Origin of the sequence: Klebsiella sp. P1927, from assembly GCF_018204675.1 — a bacterium.
In the GTDB taxonomy this organism is placed as follows: Bacteria; Pseudomonadota; Gammaproteobacteria; order Enterobacterales; family Enterobacteriaceae; genus Klebsiella; species Klebsiella pneumoniae.
The window spans coordinates 4,588,656-4,605,619 of sequence record NZ_CP073377.1; the positions used below are offsets into that span (position 1 = coordinate 4,588,656).

The window sequence follows — 16,964 nt, forward strand, 5'->3', positions numbered from 1 at the left end:
GTAATTACGGCTCAGGGTTGGGCGGATATCACCATCTGCGATGGGCTACCGACCGGCGTATAGTCGGAGGCAAAGGTTAATTTGCCATCCTTCGGCGCCACGCTGAAGCGGGTAATATTATCGCTACGCTGGTTCATGACGTACAGCCACTGCCCCTGATTATCCAGCGTCAGGGTGCGGGGATAATCGCCACGCGTCCAGATATCTTCCTGGTGACTCAGGCTGCCGTCGGCCAGCACCGTGAAGTGGGCAATGCTGTTATGCAGGCGGTTGGCGACATATAGCTGTTTGCCATCGTTGCTCAACACAAGTCCGGCGGCAAAGCTGGTGCCTTTATAACCTTCCGGCAGCGCGGAGACAGTTTTGCCTTCACGCAGCAGGCCGCTTTGCTTATCCAGATGATAGAAGGTCAGCGTCGACGCTTCCTCGTTAATCAGCCACAGGCCGTCGCCCTGTGGCGTAAAGACGAAGTGGCGCGGGCCGGCTCCCGGCGACGAGGCGGCGATAAACGGCGGATCGTTCGGCGTTAGCTTGCCGCTGGCGCTATCCAGCCGATACTGATAGATCCGATCCAGCCCCAGATCGGTAGAGTAAACGTATTTCCCGCTGGGATCGGCGGCGATCATATGGGCATGCGGGCCGTTGTGATCGCTGATGGCGAAGCTGCCCTCGACGGCCGCCGCCGGGCGTTCGGCGCCTGCCGGGCCTTCATCCTGATGCCTGTCCACCGCCTCAGCCAGGCTACCATCTTCTTGCACCGGTAGCACGGCGATACTGCCGCTGACATAGTTAGCCACCAGCAGATGCTTACCGTCCGGCGTCAGGGAGAGATACACCGGCCCGGCGCCGCCGGAGGCGACCTGGCTGAGCGCGGTCAGCTCGCCGTTCTTTTCAATGCGCCACGCCTGCACCACGCCTTTTTCGACCTCACTGGCGGCATACAGCGTTTTGCCATCGCGCGACACGGTTAATTGCGCGACGTTCGGCAACGAGCTCACCAGCGTCTTATCGCGCAGGGCGCCGGTTTTGGCATCGACGGTAAAGCGATACAGACCTTCGCCATTGGGGTTATAGGTGCCTACCCAGGCATAGTGGGTTTGCGCGGCGCCCGCGGCGGCGGCAAACAGGGACAGTGAAGCGACAAGCAGATGACGAGCGACAGGCATAGCAACTCCTTGATGGTTCAGTGGATAAGCTGCTCCTCACCCTTTGAGGGTGAGGGACAAGGGCACTACTTAACTAACTGTTTGGTCATCTCCAGCAGCTGGCGAACATCGGCCGGGCGGGTGTTGCCGCTGGCTTTATCGATAATCGAGCTGTAAATATGCGGGATGATTTTGCTTACCCCGGCATCGAGGGCGATTTTCAGGATCTCGCTGTAGTTTTCCAGATCGATACCGCCGGTCGGCTCGAGCCAGAAATCGTGCGCGGCGCAGGCTTTGGCGACGGCTTCAAACTCGGCGCGGTGCTTCAGGCCGCCCATCGGGAAGTATTTGATGGAGCTGCCGCCCATGTCTTTCAGCAGCGCGATGGCGGTTTCCAGCGGCACAATGCCATCCGCCGCGCCGCTGCTCAGCGGGCCGGTGGAGATCTTAACCATTCCCGGCGTACCGGTGGGAGAGACCAGGCCGTTGACCACCGTCTCGTTCTGCCCGAGCAGCGCGCGGCTGGTAGCCACGCCGGTGAAGACCTGGTTGACGTGCTGCGGCTGCACCTGGCGAGAAATCTCGCTCACCATCGCCGACTGGTTTGGATCGCCTGCCCCCAGCCCGACGGAGAGCGCGTTATCAATCAGCTTCGCGTAGTCGCGCATATCGGCCACCGCGCTGGCGACGTCCGGATAGTTTTTGGAGAGCACGCCGACCAGGACGTGACCTTCCGCCGCGTCGTAAATTTCACGGGCGTTGTCTTTGCTGCCCGCCAGGACGTTCAGGCACACGCGGTCACGGTAAAAGTTTGGGGTCAGTTTCATGCTTGTTTCTCCTTATTCAGAACTTCTGCGATGCGGCGAGCGACCACCGCCAGCTGCTCCGCGTTTACGCTGCGGACATCGGCTTCGATAATGCCTTCATTCGCTTTATAGCCGCGGAAGTAGATGGCGTATTCACCCTGCTTCAGCGCGTTAACCAGATCGCCGGTCTTCACGCCGGTCGTGACTTCATCAAATTTAATTTCGGCGCGGGCGATATCGCGGCCCGCGCTGTCCCACACCACCCGCGCGGTCACGCCGTTGAGAGTATTGAGCTGTTCGATAAACGGCGTCATCTTGTCCACCATCTGCTGACCGCTCTCTTTGCTCGCCGTCAGGTAGTGTTCAATGGCGCAGGTCAGGCCGAGAATGCCCTCTTTACCCACTTTCATCGCCCGGCCAATCCCCATCGACTGGCGCTTAACCCGCTCGACGTACTGCGTTTTGCCGATCACCAGCCCGCTGGTCGGCCCTTCAATCGCTTTCGCGCCGCTGTAGATAACCAGGTCGGCGCCCATGCGGTAGTAGCACTGCAGATCTTCTTCCGCCGCCGCATCGACGATCAGCGGCAAGTTATGCTGGCGCGCCACTTCCGCGGCCTGCGCCACGTTGAGTATGCTTTTCTGCACGCAGTGGTGGGATTTGATATACAGAATTGCCGCGGTGCGCGGAGTGATCGCCGCCGCCAGCTGTTGAGCAGAACATTCGTTGGCGTAGCCCGCTTCCACCAGCTTACCGCCGCCCAACGCCACCATGGTGCCAACCGGCGCGCCGAAGTTGACGTTGTGGCCCTTCGGCAACACGATTTCGTTATTCTCAATCGGCGTAACGTGCAGGTTCTCCAGCAGCCAGTCGCTGTCTTTCACCAGCACCGCCGCTACCGACTGGGCAATCCCCGCCGACGCGCAGGAGACAACGGTCGCCCCTTCCACATCCAACAGTTTGGCGATGTACTCGCCGGTTTTATTCACCAGGTCTTTCATTTCAAAGTACTGGTTCATACCTGCCATCGCGGCTTCCACCACTTCCGGGCGCGGCGTGGAAACGCCCAGCGCCGTCATGCGGCCAGAAGTATTAATCACCTGTTTTAAATGGTATTTCTCAAAAATCGAAGGCATGTTCCGCGCTCCCTTGTTCGGTCAGATAGCCTTTGCCCGCGCGGATCGCGGCCAGCGGCACCAGAATGTTGTCAGCCTGCAGGCTCTCTTTTTCAGCATCCACCAGCAGCGTGGGCCGGTGCTCCAGGCGAAATAGCGTTAAATCGGCGTCGAAGCCCACTTCCAGCCGCCCTTTACGCGACAGGCGCAGCCCTTCTGCGGCGCTGACGGTCACGCAGTCAATCACCTGCGGCAGCGTCATGCCGATGGCGAGGAATTTCGACATCACCAGCGCCAGCGAGCGCACCGGGCCGTCGATCCGGTTGCGGCAGTAAATATCGGAGCTAATGGTGTGCGGCAGAATGCCCAGCGCAATCGCCCGCCGCGCCACCTCAAAGCTGAAGCTGGCGGTGCCATGGCCGACATCGAGACGCACGCCGCGCTGCAGAGCGCGAGTAATAGAGCTGCGCAGCTCGCCGGCAGGATTCAGAATGCGGTTCGGCTTGCCGTTATAGCAGTGGGTAATGATGTCGCCGCTGCTCAGCAGATCGGCGATTTCATCGAGGTTCGGCGGGTTATTGCCGATGTGCACCATCAGCGGCAGATCGTCGTTTTCCTGCTGAATGGCCTTGGCGCGCGCCAGCGGCGTAATGCCGTTTTCGCCCACCACGCTGCTGCTCATCCGCGCCTTCAGGCCGACGATAAAGTCGGGATGACGCTGCACCGCCTGCTTCACCGCGGCGGCGTCGATATTGGCCATATTGGCCAGCTCATTCTGCGCAATCAGCCCGACGCGGGAGATGTTGAGCAGCGCATAAACTTCCGTCGCCGCTTTACGGGTCAGTTGATAGAAGTCATCGACGTCGTCGGCGCCGGTGCTGCCGGCATCGATCACGGTGGTGACGCCGGTGGCGATGCCGACGCTATCCGGCTCATCGTGATAAATCGGTGAGTTCGGGTAGCAGTGAACGTGAGAGTCAATCCAGCCAGCGCTGACGTAAACCTTGCCGTTCAGCTCAATGGTTTTACGGGAGGGCGCGCTAATCTCGCCCAGCGCCGCGATTTTCCCGTCCTGAATGGCGATATCAGTCAGGGTATCGTCGACGAGGCGCGCGCGGCGCAGGAGTAAATCAAACATAGCTATCTCCTGATGAAAAGAGTGTACGGATGGCGGCGTACCGCCTTATCCGGCCTACAAACCGCGCTGGCTTGTAGGCCCGATAAGCGCAGCGCCATCGGGCGCTTAGCTAATCGCCACCGGGAAGATGGAACCGAGGATCATCGCCCCGAGGATGGCGCCGCCGGTGATCGGTTTCTGCCAGATGTAGAACAGCAGTGCGCCAACCAGCGAGCCAATCCCGATAGGAATCGAGGCGGTCATTGCGCTGAGGATGATCAAGGGACCGAGGAAGCGGCCGGAGGCGTTACCGGCCCCCATCATCACGTCGGCGCCGTAGGTGGAATCGCTCTGGTTGATGGTGAACTTACGCGCCAGAATGATGATGTAGCCCACCGCCAGGCCGAGGACCAGGCCGGTGACCAGCGACGCGGCGAAGTTCGCCACCGGGAAGACAAAGCCCGCGCCGAGCAGCAGCGCCGGCACGCCAAGACCGATACCGGTCTGTATCGCGCCGCCGATATCGAGGATCCCTACCAGCGACCCTTCGATGATGCGGGCGAACAGGAAGCTAGCGCCAAACGCCGCCACCGCGCCGTAAACGCCGGTATCAATCCCCGACTTCAGCATCGCCACGAAGGCTACTTCGTTAAAGGCGCCGATGCCGTACAGGTAGTACATGTGGGTCCCGGCGAAGACGCCGGAGGAGAGCAGGCCAACAAAGATCGGGAACGACCAGTCGGCATACCAAAAACCTTTATTCTGTTCCATTATCCGGCTCCCGTTACTTGCCGCTGAGTGAGTTGTGGATCATGTCCAGCCAGTTCGGCACGGTCAGATGGAAGGATTCGATCATCTTCATGTCGAAGCCACGGAAGAAGCCGCTGAGGACAAACAGCGCGACGATGGCCACCATCATCACTTTAGTCACCCGGTTCCAGCCGCTCTCTTCGACGCCTTTACCGATCAGGATCCCCAGCACCAGACCCGGTACGGCGTTACCCATAATCAGCTGCGCGGCGCCGCCGAAAATCGTCGCCCAGAAGCCTGATTTTTTACCGGCATCGATCGCCGCCAGCCAGAAGATCACCGGCATCACGGTGTTTACCAGCAGGTTTGCCGCCGGCACCAGTACCTTAACGGCGGTCACCTGCAGCGCTTCCGGTACGGACGAGGCGGTCAGGTTGAGGAAGGCGACGACAATCATGCCGATGATGCCGCAGGAGATGGCCATTTTTTTCGGATCGTGCAGCGTTTCGCCGACGTTACGATTTTTCAGCATCAGCGCCGCCGCGCCCCAGTTGGGTATAATGCGGTGGTCAACATCCTGGGTGAAGGAGCCTGCTGCAACGGAAGAGGCCCAGGCGTTAAAGAAGAAGCCAAGGCCAAAGGAGAAGTGGGAGGCCGGATCGCCCTCACAGGAATTCAGCTCGCCCAGGGTTCGAAACGCCCCCATCCCCTGCGTGGTGGGGGCATGAAACATGCGTGCCGCTCCGGCGCCCACGCCGACGCCGACCAGGCCGCCGATGATAAGCGATTTTATTAAAATTATCAGGAACATAGTCAGACCTTATGCTAACAATCAGGTTTGCGTGACGAAATCCACTTTATCGAGATCGATGGCGGTCACGTTGACGGTGACGTCCAGCTCCACGCTGTAGGTCCGTCGTTCACGGCGCAAAAAGAAGAACAGAAACGCCTCTTTTCGTACCGCTTCGCGCGCATGAACAACCGTCACGTCCTGTGGCTCAATACGCAGTAGGATGCGCGAGGATGATTTCATCACCGCAGCCTGCACATGGTTCAGGGCATCGGCGAAGGCCCGTGATTTGCTTTCGCCTTTGCCGGCAACCCTCACCGTGGTGGTGAATTGCTCTTTCATACTTATGCGCCGTATTTCTTTTTCCAGGCTTCTACCAGCCGCTCGCCCAGCTCTTCTTTATCCATAAAGCCGAAGCCCAGCACGTTGCAGCCTTCGTTGATAGCGGTGACGCCCTCATCAATAGAGCGCATACCGTATTTTGCTTTGTAGCCGTATTTGGTCTGGGCGGTGATGGCGCCGGCGCCGCCGCTGCCGCAGAAGGAGATGCCGAAGGTGGCATTTTCCGCTTTCATTATGTCGCCAAGCTTCATGTCGGCCGCAACGCCAGGGACGACCACAGCACGTGCGCCCGCTTTTTCAGCGCCTGCGGCGACTTTTTGGCCTTTACCCAGACGGTCGCCAATGACTACGGTGATTTGTTCCATGTTTTGCTCCTTACAGGTTATCTTTCGCGACTTCGAAGTGGACGGAGAGCAGCCAGGCCTCTTCATCAGGCAGGTTGCCGAACTGTGCGACCACTTCGCGGGCCAGCATCATTGAATCTTCAGAAATTTCTTCGAACAGACTGGCATCCACTTCCGGTAGCGGTTCGCCGCTGATTGACCGGTGGGCCATGGCCCGCACGTGGGAAGTCAGCATTTGCTCCTGAACGTCGTTAGGGACGATGTCGTGACGGCTTAACAGGGCGAATACCTGCTGTAACATCTTGTCAGCCAGGCGTTCGGTCTGCGCCGCCTGCTCCCCTACGTCGTTTATTACCGCTCCGTTATTCACTTGTGTTACCCCGCTGATGTCTCTGGAAATCAAGGTAGCGCCGGGGGTCAGGAGTTTGTAGCGAGTTGTTTTCCACTTCGAAGTGGAAAGGGAGGCGGCAGGGGTGATCGACCCCACATATTCACAGGGAAAAGGTAAAAACGACGGCTATGGCGTGAGATGTATCACAACAATGAGCGTGGACAAGGCGCCCGCGGCAGCGGAAAGGCCGAAAAAAGAGAGTGGAAAAATGTGATATCGGTAGGCTTTCAGGTGGGAGGCATCGGCTGATGCCTCCCGAAAAGAACGGTTAGCGGTACTTCTTATGATAGGTGTTGCGGGTGGTTTTAAACTCCTCCGCGGCGGCCTGCGCCTCTTTCACCTTGCCTTCGTTCGCCAGCTTCAGCGCACCGTCGATCTGGCCGATCAGAATATCCAGACCGTGACGGTAATCTTTCATCTCAGCGCTGTCGGCCGCTTTGCCTTCCAGCTTCGGCGGGGTCTCTTTCTGAGCATCGACCGCGGCGGTACGCATCTTATTCAGCGCCGCTTTCAGCTCGCCGGCGTCGGAGGTCTTCTGTACCACTTGCAGGTTTTCTGCCAGAGTGTCCATGTCTTCGCCCAGGTCGGCGAAGGCCGACGCTGAACCGAGCGCAAAAGCAGAGACAGCCAGCATCGCTAACAGTTTTTTACGCATTGCTCACTTCCTTTTTATTATTTAAGCAAACAGGTGTTATTGCCCGGCGATTTTCATCTCCGGCAGCAGCACAGAACCACACTGAATGTTGCTGCGCGTTTCAATATCATCGCCAATGGTCACGATATTACGCCACATTTCTTTCAGATTACCTGCAATGGTGATCTCACTGACAGGATATTGAATTTCGCCGTTTTCTACCCAGAAGCCGGATGCGCCGCGTGAGTAGTCGCCGGTGACGCCACTGACACCCTGCCCCATCAGTTCGGTAACCACAAGACCGGTGCCCATCTCTTTAAGCATCTTTGCAAAACTCAGGCCGCGGCCGTTAATGCGCCAGTTGTGGATGCCCCCGGCGTGGCCGGTGCTTTTCATCCCCAGCTTGCGCGCTGAGTAATTGGTCAGCAGCCACTGGGTCAGCACGCCGTCTTTGACGATATCGCGACGTTCGGTGCGCACGCCTTCGCTGTCGAACGGCGTGGAGGCCAGCCCTTTCAGCAGGTGCGGATGCTCTTCAATGGTCAGCCACTCCGGCAAAATTTGTTTGCCCAGCGAATCGAGCAGGAAGGTCGATTTACGGTAGACCGCGCCGCCGGCAATCGCTCCGACCAGGTGGCCAAACAACCCGGTCGCCACTTCGTTGGCGAAAATAACCGGCGCCTTCATGGTCGACAGCTTACGCGGCGCCAGGCGTGACAGGGTGCGGCGGGCGCACTCTTCCCCGACCCATTCCGGGGACTGCAGATCCTCGATCGCCCGGCCAATGGTGTAGGCGTAGTCGCGCTCCATATCGCCGTCATCTTCCGCAATGACGCAGCTGGAGAGGGAGTGGCGAGTCGAGCAGTAACTTTGCAGCATGCCGTGACTGTTACCGAACACTTTAATGCCGTAGTGGCTGTTAAAGCTGCCGCCTTCGGTGTTGGTGATGCGTTTATCGGCCTTCAGGGCCGCTTGCTCCGCGCGGGCGGCCAGTTCGATGGCGTCGTCCGGGGAGACCTCCGCCGGGTGGAACAGGTCCAGATCCGGGGCGTCAAAGGCCAGCAGATCTTTATCGGCTACGCCGGCAAACGGGTCCGGGGAGGTATAGCGGGCGATATCCAGCGCCGCCTGCACGGTGCGGGCGATAGCGTCCGGGCTAAGATCGGTGGAGGAGGCGCTGCCCTTGCGGTTCTGATGGTAAACCGTGATGCCTAATGCCCCATCGCTGTTGAATTCTACATTCTCCACTTCGCCATAGCGGGTGCTGACGCCGATGCCCGTGGTTTTGCTGACGGAAACTTCCGCACCATCAGATTTACCTGCCGCCAGTTCCAGTGCCGTGGTAACGGCTTCTTCCAGCGTCTTACGCTGCTGTGCAACTTGAGAGATGACTTTCATTGCTAATGCCATAATGTAAGAAGGAGTTAACTGAAGTCTAACAGAGAACCGTTTTTCAGTGCGCGCCTTAACTGGTAACATTAGCCTCTTTTTTTAAGGAGCCTGAGATGACAAAGCAGCCCGAAGACTGGCTCGACGACGTGCCCGGTGATGACGTTGAAGATGAAGATGATGAAATCATCTGGGTCAGTAAGAGTGAAATTAAGCGCGACGCGGAAGAACTGAAGCGTCTTGGCGCGGAACTCGTTGACCTGGGGAAAAACGCGCTGGATAAAATTCCGCTGGATACCGACCTGCGCGACGCCATCGAACTCGCCCAGCGAATCAAAAAAGAGGGTCGCCGCCGCCAGCTACAGCTTATCGGCAAGATGCTGCGCAACCGCGATGTCGATCCGATTCGTCAGGCGCTGGACAAGCTGAAAAACCGTCACAACCAGCAGGTTGCGCTGTTCCACAAGCTGGAGCAGATCCGCGATCGACTGATTGACGACGGGGATGACGCCATCGCTGAAGTGCTGAACCTGTGGCCAGATGCTGACCGTCAGCAGCTGCGTTCGCTGATTCGCAATGCGAAGAAAGAGAAAGAAGGCAACAAGCCGCCGAAATCGGCGCGCCTGATCTTCCAGTATCTGCGTGAACTGGCGGAAAACGAAGGCTAAGTCCCGCTGTTTTTGCCCGCAATAGTCTCCCGGATGGCGGCGCGCTGCGCCTTATCCGGGCTACGGTTCCCTATATCAAACGGTTACTCAACACCGTAGGCCCGCGCAAGCGCAGCGCCGCCGGGCAAGCTGTACCAGACTCCGTTCCCGTCGTTATGCCGGATGGCGGCTACGCCTTATCCGGCCTACGGAGCCCGGTATATCAAACGGTTATCCAACACCGTAGGCCCGCGCAAGCGCAGCGCCGCCGGGCAAGCTGTACCAGACTCCGTTCCTGTCATTGTGCCGGATGGCGGCTAACGCCTTATCCGGCCTACGGAGCCCTGTATATCAAACGGTTACTCAACACCGTAGGCCCGCGCAAGCGCAGCGCCGCCGGGCAAGCTGTACCAGACCCCGTTCCCGTCGTTGTGCCGGATGGCGGCTAACGCCTTATCCGGGCTACGGTTCCCTATATATCAAACGGTTACTCAACACCGTAGGCCCGCGCAAGCGCAGCGCCGCCGGGCAAGCTGTACCAGACTCCGTTCCCGTCATTGTGCCGGATGGCGGCTAACGCCTTATCCGGCCTACGGAGCCCTGTATATCAAACGGTTACGCAACACCGTAGGCCCGCGCAAGCGCAGCGCCGCCGGGCAAGCTGTACCAGACTCCGTTCCCGTCGTTATGCCGGATGGCGGCTACGCCTTATCCGGCCTACCTTCACCCCACCTCTAAGGCTTGCGCCAGCAGGGGGATTCCCGTCGCATCGCCTGAATCCCCTCATCCACACGACGATACGTTTGTTTATAGCCTGACTTATCAAGCTGAATCGTTAAAGCTAAAAACAATATAGATCACATATTCTGGTGATAAATACGTATTACATAGCAAGATAATACGACTTCCATCCCATTTATCCTCAGCAAATCGGCCGTTTTCTCACCAGGTGAGGCGCTTCACATTTTAATCACCCCCATGCCGGTAGATTTCACACGTCAATGACACAATCGATTCAGCAAAAAGGGAATAAAAATGAAAAAGACATTGGTTCTGACGACGATCGCCCTGCTGGTTTCCGGCTCGGCCGCGGCAAAAACATGGGTGCTGACGAACGCTGAAGAGGGGATGGATAAAGGAAACTGGCAGATCAACAGCGATCAGCTGAAGGTGAAAGATCATGCGTTCAGCATTGAGCAGAAAGTCCTGCACGGCGGTAAGCAGGAAGGCAGCAAAATCCTCACCATTCATAGTAAAGACGGCCTGACCATCACCCTGAGCCCGACACGCGGCATGAACTTGCTGCGTATTGAGGGTTTCGGCAGCCGGATGGGCTGGGATTCGCCGGTTAAAGAGGTCGTCAACCCGGCGTTTATCAACCTGGAAAGCCGCAATGGCCTCGGCTGGCTGGAAGGATTCAACGAGATGATGGTCCGCTGCGGCTATGAATGGACCGGCCATCCGGTGACCGCGGACGGGCAAATTTATACCCTACACGGCAAGGCGGGCAACACGCCGGCCTCTCTGGTGGAGGTGGAGGTGGCCGACAGCGCGCCGTATGAAATCCGCATCCGCGGGCTGGTGAAAGAGAGCACCTTTAAAAAAGCCGATCTGCAGACCCTGACCGAACTGCGCTACGTGCCGGGCAGCAACAGCTTCAGCTTACATGACGTCTTAACCAACCATGCCGACTATCCGCATGATTATCAGATCATCTACCACAGCAACTTCGGCACCCCGATCCTCGAAGAAGGCGCGCGTTTCCTCGCCCCGATGTCCAGCATCAGCCCGTTCAATGATTACGCTAAGAGTGGGTTAAAAACCTGGCAAACCTATCAGGGACCGACCAAAGATTTTGACGAGATGGTATTTAATATTCAGCCCCTGGCCGATGAAAATCACCAGACCCTGGCCGCCGTGGTCAACAAAGCGGGCGATAAAGGGGCCTCTATTCAGTTTGATACCCGTCAGCTGCCGGTCCTGACGCTGTGGAAAAACACCGATACCGTCAAGCAGGGCTACGTCACCGGTATCGAACCGGGGACCAGCTACGCCTATCCGGTCACCATTGAACGCAAACAAAAACGCGTGAAACAGCTGCAGCCGGGCGCCAGCGCGCAGTTTGATCTAACCTACACCCTGCTGCACGACAGCGCCCAGGTAGCCGCCGTTGAGCAGAAAATCGCTAAGATTCAGGGCGATAACAAAGTCGCGGAGAACGAGACGCCGATCGCCAAAGAGTAACAGCGCCGCCAGTCGAATGCCCGGAGCGGTACGCCGAGCCGGGCTACTCCCGCCCCATCACCTCGTGCCCGAGATCCCGGGCAAACTGCTGATACTGCCGCTCATCGATCGGCTGCGGGTAGCTCAGCACCAGCAGCTCATGATCCGCAATGCCCTGATGATAGCTCGGGTGATGATGCGCCCAGGGATTAGCATGGAACCCCATCGACTGATAAAAGCGCAGCCGTTTATGGGCGATGGCCGTGGTTAGCGGATCGATTTCCAGAATGGTCAGCGGGGCGCGCGTCAGGATCTGCGCCAGCAGCTGTTTACCATAGCCGCGGGAGCGCAGCGTGTCGTCGATCGCCAGATGTTCGATATAACCGTAGCCGGCAAACTGCCAGCAGCCGCTGAGGCCGACAAAGACGCCTTCATCGAACCATGCTTCCAGCGCGTAGCGCGGGTGGCTCAGCGCCTGACGTTTGGCCTCGCTTTCGCGCTGCTCGTGCCACGGAAAGGCGCGCGCGTAAAGCGCGTCCAGCATGGCGAAATGGGGCGAGTCGGTAGAACGTACGCTTTCGCAGGTCAGCATCACACAATTCCTGGTAGCTAAAATAAAACTGCCCTCACGCGGAGGGCAGTTACCGGAGGCGTACGCGCTTATTCAGCCGCGGCCGCTTTTTGCGCCAGCTTATCCAGCAGCTTCTGATGAATACCGCCGAAGCCGCCGTTGCTCATCACCAGGATATGGTCGCCCGGGTGGGCGGTTTTGACCACCATCTCCGCCAGGGTATCGACGTCGGCGCTCCAGTGGGCCGGCTGGACGCAGGCTTCCGCCACTTCCGCCACCTGCCACGGAATATGCTGCGGCTGCAGGAGGAACACTTCATCGGCGCGGCCGAGTGACGGCGCCAGATCGTCCTTGCAGACGCCCATTTTCATGGTGTTAGAGCGCGGCTCCAGCACGGCGAGAATGCGCGCGGTACCGCCTACTTTACCGCGCAGCGCCTGCAGCGTGGCGAGGATTGCCGTCGGATGATGGGCGAAATCGTCATACACGGTGACGCCGTTGGCTTCGCCCCGCAGCTCCAGGCGACGGCGGGCGTTGATAAAGCTGCCCAGCGCGTTCGCGGCATCCGCCGGCAGCACGCCGACGTGACGCGCCGCGGCAATCGCCATCAGGCCGTTATGCATATTATGCTCGCCGACCAGCGCCCACTTCACTTCGCCGACCTTTTCGCCGTCGAGTAAGACTTCCCACTGCGAGGCGTCGGCGTTCAGTTTTTTCGCCTGCCAGTGGCCCTGCTCGCCCACCAGCTCCTGCTCGCTCCAGCAGCCCATCGCCATCACCTGCTTCAGGTTGATGTCGTTCTCCGGCAGGATAATTTTGCCTTTGCCCGGCACGATGCGCACCAGATGGTGGAACTGTTTCTGAATCGCCTTCAGGTCATCAAAGATGTCCGCGTGGTCGAACTCAAGGTTGTTGAGGATCAGCGTCCGCGGGCAGTAGTGAACAAACTTGGAGCGCTTGTCGAAGAAGGCGCAGTCATATTCGTCGGCTTCAATGACGAAGAACGGGCTGTCGCCCAGGCGCGCGGAGACGTCGAAATTGCCCGGAACGCCGCCAATCACGAACCCCGGTTTATAGCCGCAGGCTTCAAGGATCCAGGTCGCCATGCCGGCAGTGGTGGTTTTGCCGTGGGTCCCGGCGACGGCCAGCACCCAGCGATCGCGCAGCACGAAGTCGTGCAGCCACTGCGGGCCGGACATATAGGGAATATTATTTTCCAGCACCGCTTCAACGCACGGGTTGCCGCGAGTCATGGCGTTACCGATAATCACCAGGTCCGGCCGGGGCTCCAGCTGGCTGGGGTCATAGCCCTGAATTAAATCAATCCCCTGGTTTTCCAGCAGGGTGCTCATCGGCGGATAGACGTTAGCATCCGACCCCGTTACCTCATGACCGAGGGAGCGCGCCAGCATGGCCAGCCCCCCCATAAACGTGCCACAGATTCCTAAAATATGAATGCGCATTCGTCATTTCCTTTTCTTATCCGGGGCACATTTTACCCATATCCCGGGCCCTGGCGAAATGCATTTCAGGCGAATCTGTATTTTGCTGGCGCGATTCACCTGTGCGCACTTTTTTGATTCTTTGTTAAGATTGTTGCGTTCGTTTTACTCAACATAAAAATGCAGGGAACGAGTTATGAAAACGTTAGGTGAGTTTATTGTTGAAAAGCAGCACGAGTTCTCCCACGCCACCGGTGAGCTGACTGCTTTGTTGTCAGCAATAAAGTTGGGCGCCAAGATCATCCACCGCGATATCAACAAGGCCGGTCTGGTCGATATCCTGGGTGCCAGCGGTGCTGAAAACGTTCAGGGCGAGGTTCAGCAAAAACTCGATCTGTTCGCTAATGAAAAATTAAAAGCCGCACTGCGAGCACGCGATATTGTTGCCGGGATTGCCTCTGAAGAAGAAGATGAGATTGTCGTCTTCGAAGGGTGTGAACACGCCAAATACGTGGTGCTGATGGATCCTCTGGATGGCTCCTCTAACATCGACGTTAACGTCTCTGTCGGTACGATCTTCTCTATCTACCGCCGCGTGACGCCTGTCGGCACGCCGGTGACAGAAGAAGACTTCCTGCAGCCGGGCAACAAGCAGGTGGCCGCGGGCTATGTGGTCTACGGATCGTCGACGATGCTGGTGTATACCACCGGCTGCGGCGTTCACGCCTTCACCTACGACCCGTCCCTTGGCGTCTTCTGTCTATGCCAGGAGCGCATGCGCTTCCCGGAGAAGGGCAATACCTACTCCATCAACGAAGGCAACTACATCAAATTCCCGCAGGGCGTGAAGAAGTACATTAAGTACTGTCAGGAAGAGGACAAAGCGACTCAGCGTCCTTATACCTCACGCTATATCGGCTCGCTGGTGGCGGACTTCCACCGCAACCTGCTGAAAGGCGGCATCTATCTCTATCCGAGCACCGCCAGCCACCCGGAAGGCAAGCTGCGCCTGCTGTATGAATGCAACCCGATGGCCTTCCTCGCCGAACAGGCGGGCGGTAAGGCCAGCGACGGTAAAGAGCGTATTCTGGATATTATCCCGGAAAGCCTGCATCAGCGTCGCTCCTTCTTCGTCGGCAACAACCACATGGTAGAAGACGTCGAGAACTTTATTAAAGCGTTCCCGGACGCCTAAGCGCCCTGCCCGCTCCTCCCGCGCCTGCGGGAGGAGCATTTCTTAGCGACTCCCCGCCCCGCTCACCCGCGTCACCGCCGCATTCTGCCGATTTTCCCACAGCACGGTCAGCCCACGCTGCAGCGCGATAAAGATAAACAGCAAAATGCCGATGGCGATTTTCGTCCACCATGAGCTGAGGGTGCCGTCGAAGTTGATGTAGGTCTGAATCAGTCCCTGGATCGCCACCCCGAACAGCGTTCCCAGCACGGTACCGACGCCACCGCTGAGCAGCGTACCGCCGATCACCACCGAGGCAATCGCATCCAGCTCGACGCCGACGCCCGCCAGCGCATAGCCCGCCTGGGTATAAATGGAAAAGACGATCCCGGCCAGCGTCGCCAGTCCGGTGGAGAGCATATAGATACGGATCGTGGCGCTGCGAGTCGAAATCCCCATCAGATTCGCCGACGTGGCGTTGCCGCCGATGGCATACACCTGGTTGCCAAAGCGGGTGCGATGGGCGACAAAAATACCGGCCACCACCACCAGCAGCATCAGCAGTCCCATGGCGCTGAGACGACCGCCGCCGGGAATGGTCCATGCCAGCCCGGACAGGGTGTCGTACACTGGGTGGTTAATCGGAATCGACTCCTCTGACACCAGATAGCTCACGCCGCGCAGGAAGAACATGCCGGCGAGGGTAATGATAAAGGCCGGGATCTTCAGGGCGTCAATCAGCAGCCCCATAAACGCGCCGAAGGCGCAGCCCATCACCAGCACCAGCGGAAAGGCCACCAGCGGCGAGATTCCCCAAAAGCCAATCGCTTTGGCGAGGAAGACGCCGGTAAAGGCGATCACCGACCCCACCGACAGATCGATCCCGCCGGAGAGGATCACGAAGGTCATGCCCACGGCGATGATCCCGAGGAAGGCATTATCCGTCAGGATATTGCAGATCACCCGCGTTGAGGCAAAACCGGGGAACTGGGTCAGGCAGTAGAGGTAGCCCAGCACAAACACCGCAAGGGTGATCATCAATGGTAAATTACGTTTTATCATGGCCGCGTACCCCTTTCAGTAAACCGATAAAGCGCGGCGACTGGACAATCAGTACGCACAGCACCACCACCGCTTTCACCACCTGGTTGAGCTCCGGCGGGAAGCCGGAGAGCAAAATCCCGGTGTTCATTCCCTGGATAATCAGCGCCCCCACCACCGAGAGCAGCAGGTTAAAGCGCCCGCCCATCAGCGAGGCGCCGCCGATGACCACCGCCAGAATGGCGTCCAGCTCAAGCCATAGCCCGGCGTTATTGGCATCCGCGCCGCGGATGTCCGCCGCCACGATGATCCCGGCGATCGCCGCGCAGACGCCGCTCAGGACATAGGCCAGCATCACCACGATGCGGGTATTGACGCCGGCGTTTTTCGCCGCGCGGATGTTGATCCCTACCGCCTCAATAAACATGCCCAGCGCCGTTTTACGGGTAAACAGCCAGAACAGCAGCAGCGTAGCGGCGGCGACGATCACCGGCGTCGGAAACAGCAGAAACGATCCGCTGCCGAGCCACGCCAGGGCCGGGGAATCAAAGGTGACGATCTGCCCGGCGGTGATCAACTGCGCCACCCCGCGCCCGGCCACCATCAGGATCAGCGTCGCCACAAAGGGCTGGATCTTAAGGACCGCCACGAGGATGCCGTTCCACAATCCGGCCAGCGCGCCCGCGGCCAGCGCGGCCAACAGCACCACCGGCAGGCTGTGCCCGGCGACGGTCATCGAGGCGGCCGTCGCGCCGGCAATCGCCATCACCGCCCCTACCGACAGGTCGATGCCGCCGGTGGCGATCACCAGCGTCATGCCAATCGCCAGCAGCGCCACCGGCGCGGCGCGGTTGAGAATATCGATCGGGCTGCCAAACAGGCGGCCATCCTGGAGCACCACCTGATAAAAATGGGGCGCCACCAGGCTGTCTACCAGCAGAACCAGCAGCAGGGCAATAATCTGCGGGGTGCCCTTCGGCCAGGTGAAGCGTCGCTTCTCCGGGCCGGTTTGCGAAAGAGATCGAGGCATCATGGGTTACTCC

20 protein-coding genes are annotated in these 16,964 nt (G+C 58.8%); 4 read left to right on the forward strand and 16 right to left on the reverse strand.

Annotation, left to right across the window (positions count from 1 at the left end; translation table 11 throughout):
- Positions 1 to 11 precede the first annotated feature (11 nt).
- From KB892_RS22930 to KB892_RS22970, 9 genes are all read right to left on the reverse strand, one after another.
- Positions 12 to 1,166, reverse strand: coding sequence for a lactonase family protein (locus KB892_RS22930; protein ID WP_002886900.1), 1,155 nt, complete (start codon positions 1,164 to 1,166; stop codon positions 12 to 14).
- 65 nt (positions 1,167 to 1,231) lie between these two features.
- Positions 1,232 to 1,972 carry a 2-dehydro-3-deoxy-phosphogluconate aldolase gene (gene dagF, locus KB892_RS22935; protein WP_002886899.1) on the reverse strand — a complete coding sequence of 247 codons (741 nt, stop codon included), beginning with the start codon at positions 1,970 to 1,972 and terminating at the stop codon, positions 1,232 to 1,234.
- The gene (locus KB892_RS22940) at positions 1,969 to 3,087 is read right to left on the reverse strand and encodes a DgaE family pyridoxal phosphate-dependent ammonia lyase (RefSeq protein ID WP_062955044.1); all 1,119 of its coding nucleotides are present in this window, start codon (positions 3,085 to 3,087) and stop codon (positions 1,969 to 1,971) included. Before KB892_RS22940 ends, dagF begins: the two co-directional genes overlap by 4 nt.
- On the reverse strand, positions 3,071 to 4,204 hold the full coding sequence (locus KB892_RS22945) for an amidohydrolase/deacetylase family metallohydrolase (RefSeq protein WP_004152268.1): 1,134 nt from the start codon (positions 4,202 to 4,204) through the stop codon (positions 3,071 to 3,073). Before KB892_RS22945 ends, KB892_RS22940 begins: the two co-directional genes overlap by 17 nt.
- A 105-nt stretch (positions 4,205 to 4,309) precedes the next feature.
- On the reverse strand, positions 4,310 to 4,954 hold the full coding sequence (locus KB892_RS22950; protein WP_004152267.1) for a DUF4310 family protein: 645 nt from the start codon (positions 4,952 to 4,954) through the stop codon (positions 4,310 to 4,312).
- Between the two features lie 13 nt (positions 4,955 to 4,967).
- Positions 4,968 to 5,744 carry a DUF4311 domain-containing protein gene (locus KB892_RS22955; RefSeq protein ID WP_002886897.1) on the reverse strand — a complete coding sequence of 259 codons (777 nt, stop codon included), beginning with the start codon at positions 5,742 to 5,744 and terminating at the stop codon, positions 4,968 to 4,970.
- Positions 5,745 to 5,765: 21 nt separating this feature from the next.
- Positions 5,766 to 6,065: a DUF4312 family protein gene (locus tag KB892_RS22960; RefSeq protein ID WP_002886896.1), complete on the reverse strand. Its 300-nt coding sequence runs from the start codon at positions 6,063 to 6,065 to the stop codon at positions 5,766 to 5,768.
- A gap of 2 nt (positions 6,066 to 6,067) precedes the next feature.
- Positions 6,068 to 6,430: an SFCGS family glycine-rich protein gene (locus KB892_RS22965; protein ID WP_002886895.1), complete on the reverse strand. Its 363-nt coding sequence runs from the start codon at positions 6,428 to 6,430 to the stop codon at positions 6,068 to 6,070.
- 10 nt (positions 6,431 to 6,440) lie between these two features.
- The gene (locus tag KB892_RS22970) at positions 6,441 to 6,779 is read right to left on the reverse strand and encodes a PRD domain-containing protein (RefSeq protein WP_002886894.1); all 339 of its coding nucleotides are present in this window, start codon (positions 6,777 to 6,779) and stop codon (positions 6,441 to 6,443) included.
- Between the two features lie 103 nt (positions 6,780 to 6,882).
- On the opposite strand from KB892_RS22970, the gene KB892_RS22975 reads away from it, so the two are divergent.
- Positions 6,883 to 7,014 (forward strand): hypothetical protein, encoded by a 132-nt coding sequence (locus tag KB892_RS22975; RefSeq protein ID WP_004226752.1) that lies wholly within the window; start codon positions 6,883 to 6,885, stop codon positions 7,012 to 7,014.
- Between the two features lie 54 nt (positions 7,015 to 7,068).
- On the opposite strand, the gene cybC is transcribed toward KB892_RS22975, so the two are convergent.
- A complete protein-coding gene (cybC, locus tag KB892_RS22980) occupies positions 7,069 to 7,455 on the reverse strand; it encodes a cytochrome b562 (protein WP_002886893.1) in 387 nt (128 codons plus the stop codon).
- Between the two features lie 36 nt (positions 7,456 to 7,491).
- On the reverse strand, positions 7,492 to 8,844 hold the full coding sequence (pmbA, locus tag KB892_RS22985) for a metalloprotease PmbA (RefSeq protein ID WP_004152265.1): 1,353 nt from the start codon (positions 8,842 to 8,844) through the stop codon (positions 7,492 to 7,494).
- Between the two features lie 95 nt (positions 8,845 to 8,939).
- Here pmbA and yjgA point away from each other — a divergent pair, with 95 nt between their 5' ends.
- Positions 8,940 to 9,491, forward strand: a complete 552-nt coding sequence (gene yjgA / locus KB892_RS22990) for a ribosome biogenesis factor YjgA (protein WP_002886891.1) — start codon at positions 8,940 to 8,942, stop codon at positions 9,489 to 9,491.
- Between the two features lie 713 nt (positions 9,492 to 10,204).
- Here yjgA and KB892_RS22995 read toward each other — a convergent pair.
- Positions 10,205 to 10,321: a hypothetical protein gene (locus KB892_RS22995; RefSeq protein ID WP_014342865.1), complete on the reverse strand. Its 117-nt coding sequence runs from the start codon at positions 10,319 to 10,321 to the stop codon at positions 10,205 to 10,207.
- Positions 10,322 to 10,505: 184 nt separating this feature from the next.
- Between KB892_RS22995 and KB892_RS23000 the strand changes: the two genes are divergently transcribed.
- Positions 10,506 to 11,714, forward strand: coding sequence for an aldose 1-epimerase family protein (locus tag KB892_RS23000; RefSeq protein ID WP_002886890.1), 1,209 nt, complete (start codon positions 10,506 to 10,508; stop codon positions 11,712 to 11,714).
- A 43-nt stretch (positions 11,715 to 11,757) separates the two neighbouring features.
- Here KB892_RS23000 and KB892_RS23005 read toward each other — a convergent pair whose 3' ends face one another.
- Both KB892_RS23005 and mpl read right to left on the reverse strand, forming a co-directional pair.
- Entirely contained in the window at positions 11,758 to 12,285 is a 528-nt protein-coding gene (locus KB892_RS23005; RefSeq protein ID WP_002886889.1) for a GNAT family N-acetyltransferase, read from the reverse strand.
- 68 nt (positions 12,286 to 12,353) lie between these two features.
- Complete coding sequence (gene mpl / locus KB892_RS23010; protein ID WP_002886886.1) at positions 12,354 to 13,727, reverse strand: UDP-N-acetylmuramate:L-alanyl-gamma-D-glutamyl-meso-diaminopimelate ligase; 1,374 nt, start codon at positions 13,725 to 13,727, stop codon at positions 12,354 to 12,356.
- 175 nt (positions 13,728 to 13,902) lie between these two features.
- Here mpl and fbp point away from each other — a divergent pair, with 175 nt between their 5' ends.
- Positions 13,903 to 14,901, forward strand: coding sequence for a class 1 fructose-bisphosphatase (fbp, locus tag KB892_RS23015; protein ID WP_002886827.1), 999 nt, complete (start codon positions 13,903 to 13,905; stop codon positions 14,899 to 14,901).
- Between the two features lie 42 nt (positions 14,902 to 14,943).
- Here fbp and yjfF read toward each other — a convergent pair whose 3' ends face one another.
- Both yjfF and ytfT read right to left on the reverse strand, forming a co-directional pair.
- Positions 14,944 to 15,942: a galactofuranose ABC transporter, permease protein YjfF gene (gene yjfF, locus KB892_RS23020; RefSeq protein WP_002886825.1), complete on the reverse strand. Its 999-nt coding sequence runs from the start codon at positions 15,940 to 15,942 to the stop codon at positions 14,944 to 14,946.
- Complete coding sequence (gene ytfT / locus KB892_RS23025; RefSeq protein WP_004152011.1) at positions 15,929 to 16,954, reverse strand: galactofuranose ABC transporter, ATP-binding protein YtfT; 1,026 nt, start codon at positions 16,952 to 16,954, stop codon at positions 15,929 to 15,931. Before ytfT ends, yjfF begins: the two co-directional genes overlap by 14 nt.
- Positions 16,955 to 16,964: the final 10 nt, after the last annotated feature.

Excerpts from the sequence above, each read along its gene's own strand:
- KB892_RS22955 (WP_002886897.1), bottom strand. The coding sequence starts at position 5,744 with ATGTTCCTGATAATTTTAATAAAATCGCTTATCATCGGCGGCCTGGTC.
- KB892_RS22940 (WP_062955044.1), bottom strand. The coding sequence starts at position 3,087 with ATGCCTTCGATTTTTGAGAAATACCATTTAAAACAGGTGATTAATACT.
- KB892_RS22965 (WP_002886895.1), bottom strand. The coding sequence starts at position 6,430 with ATGGAACAAATCACCGTAGTCATTGGCGACCGTCTGGGTAAAGGCCAA.
- dagF (WP_002886899.1), bottom strand. The coding sequence starts at position 1,972 with ATGAAACTGACCCCAAACTTTTACCGTGACCGCGTGTGCCTGAACGTC.
- KB892_RS23005 (WP_002886889.1), bottom strand. The coding sequence starts at position 12,285 with ATGCTGACCTGCGAAAGCGTACGTTCTACCGACTCGCCCCATTTCGCC.
- pmbA (WP_004152265.1), bottom strand. The coding sequence starts at position 8,844 with ATGGCATTAGCAATGAAAGTCATCTCTCAAGTTGCACAGCAGCGTAAG.
- yjfF (WP_002886825.1), bottom strand. The coding sequence starts at position 15,942 with ATGATAAAACGTAATTTACCATTGATGATCACCCTTGCGGTGTTTGTG.
- KB892_RS22960 (WP_002886896.1), bottom strand. The coding sequence starts at position 6,065 with ATGAAAGAGCAATTCACCACCACGGTGAGGGTTGCCGGCAAAGGCGAA.
- mpl (WP_002886886.1), bottom strand. The coding sequence starts at position 13,727 with ATGCGCATTCATATTTTAGGAATCTGTGGCACGTTTATGGGGGGGCTG.
- yjgA (WP_002886891.1), top strand. The coding sequence starts at position 8,940 with ATGACAAAGCAGCCCGAAGACTGGCTCGACGACGTGCCCGGTGATGAC.
- KB892_RS23000 (WP_002886890.1), top strand. The coding sequence starts at position 10,506 with ATGAAAAAGACATTGGTTCTGACGACGATCGCCCTGCTGGTTTCCGGC.
- fbp (WP_002886827.1), top strand. The coding sequence starts at position 13,903 with ATGAAAACGTTAGGTGAGTTTATTGTTGAAAAGCAGCACGAGTTCTCC.
- KB892_RS22930 (WP_002886900.1), bottom strand. The coding sequence starts at position 1,166 with ATGCCTGTCGCTCGTCATCTGCTTGTCGCTTCACTGTCCCTGTTTGCC.
- KB892_RS22945 (WP_004152268.1), bottom strand. The coding sequence starts at position 4,204 with ATGTTTGATTTACTCCTGCGCCGCGCGCGCCTCGTCGACGATACCCTG.
- ytfT (WP_004152011.1), bottom strand. The coding sequence starts at position 16,954 with ATGATGCCTCGATCTCTTTCGCAAACCGGCCCGGAGAAGCGACGCTTC.
- cybC (WP_002886893.1), bottom strand. The coding sequence starts at position 7,455 with ATGCGTAAAAAACTGTTAGCGATGCTGGCTGTCTCTGCTTTTGCGCTC.
- KB892_RS22950 (WP_004152267.1), bottom strand. The coding sequence starts at position 4,954 with ATGGAACAGAATAAAGGTTTTTGGTATGCCGACTGGTCGTTCCCGATC.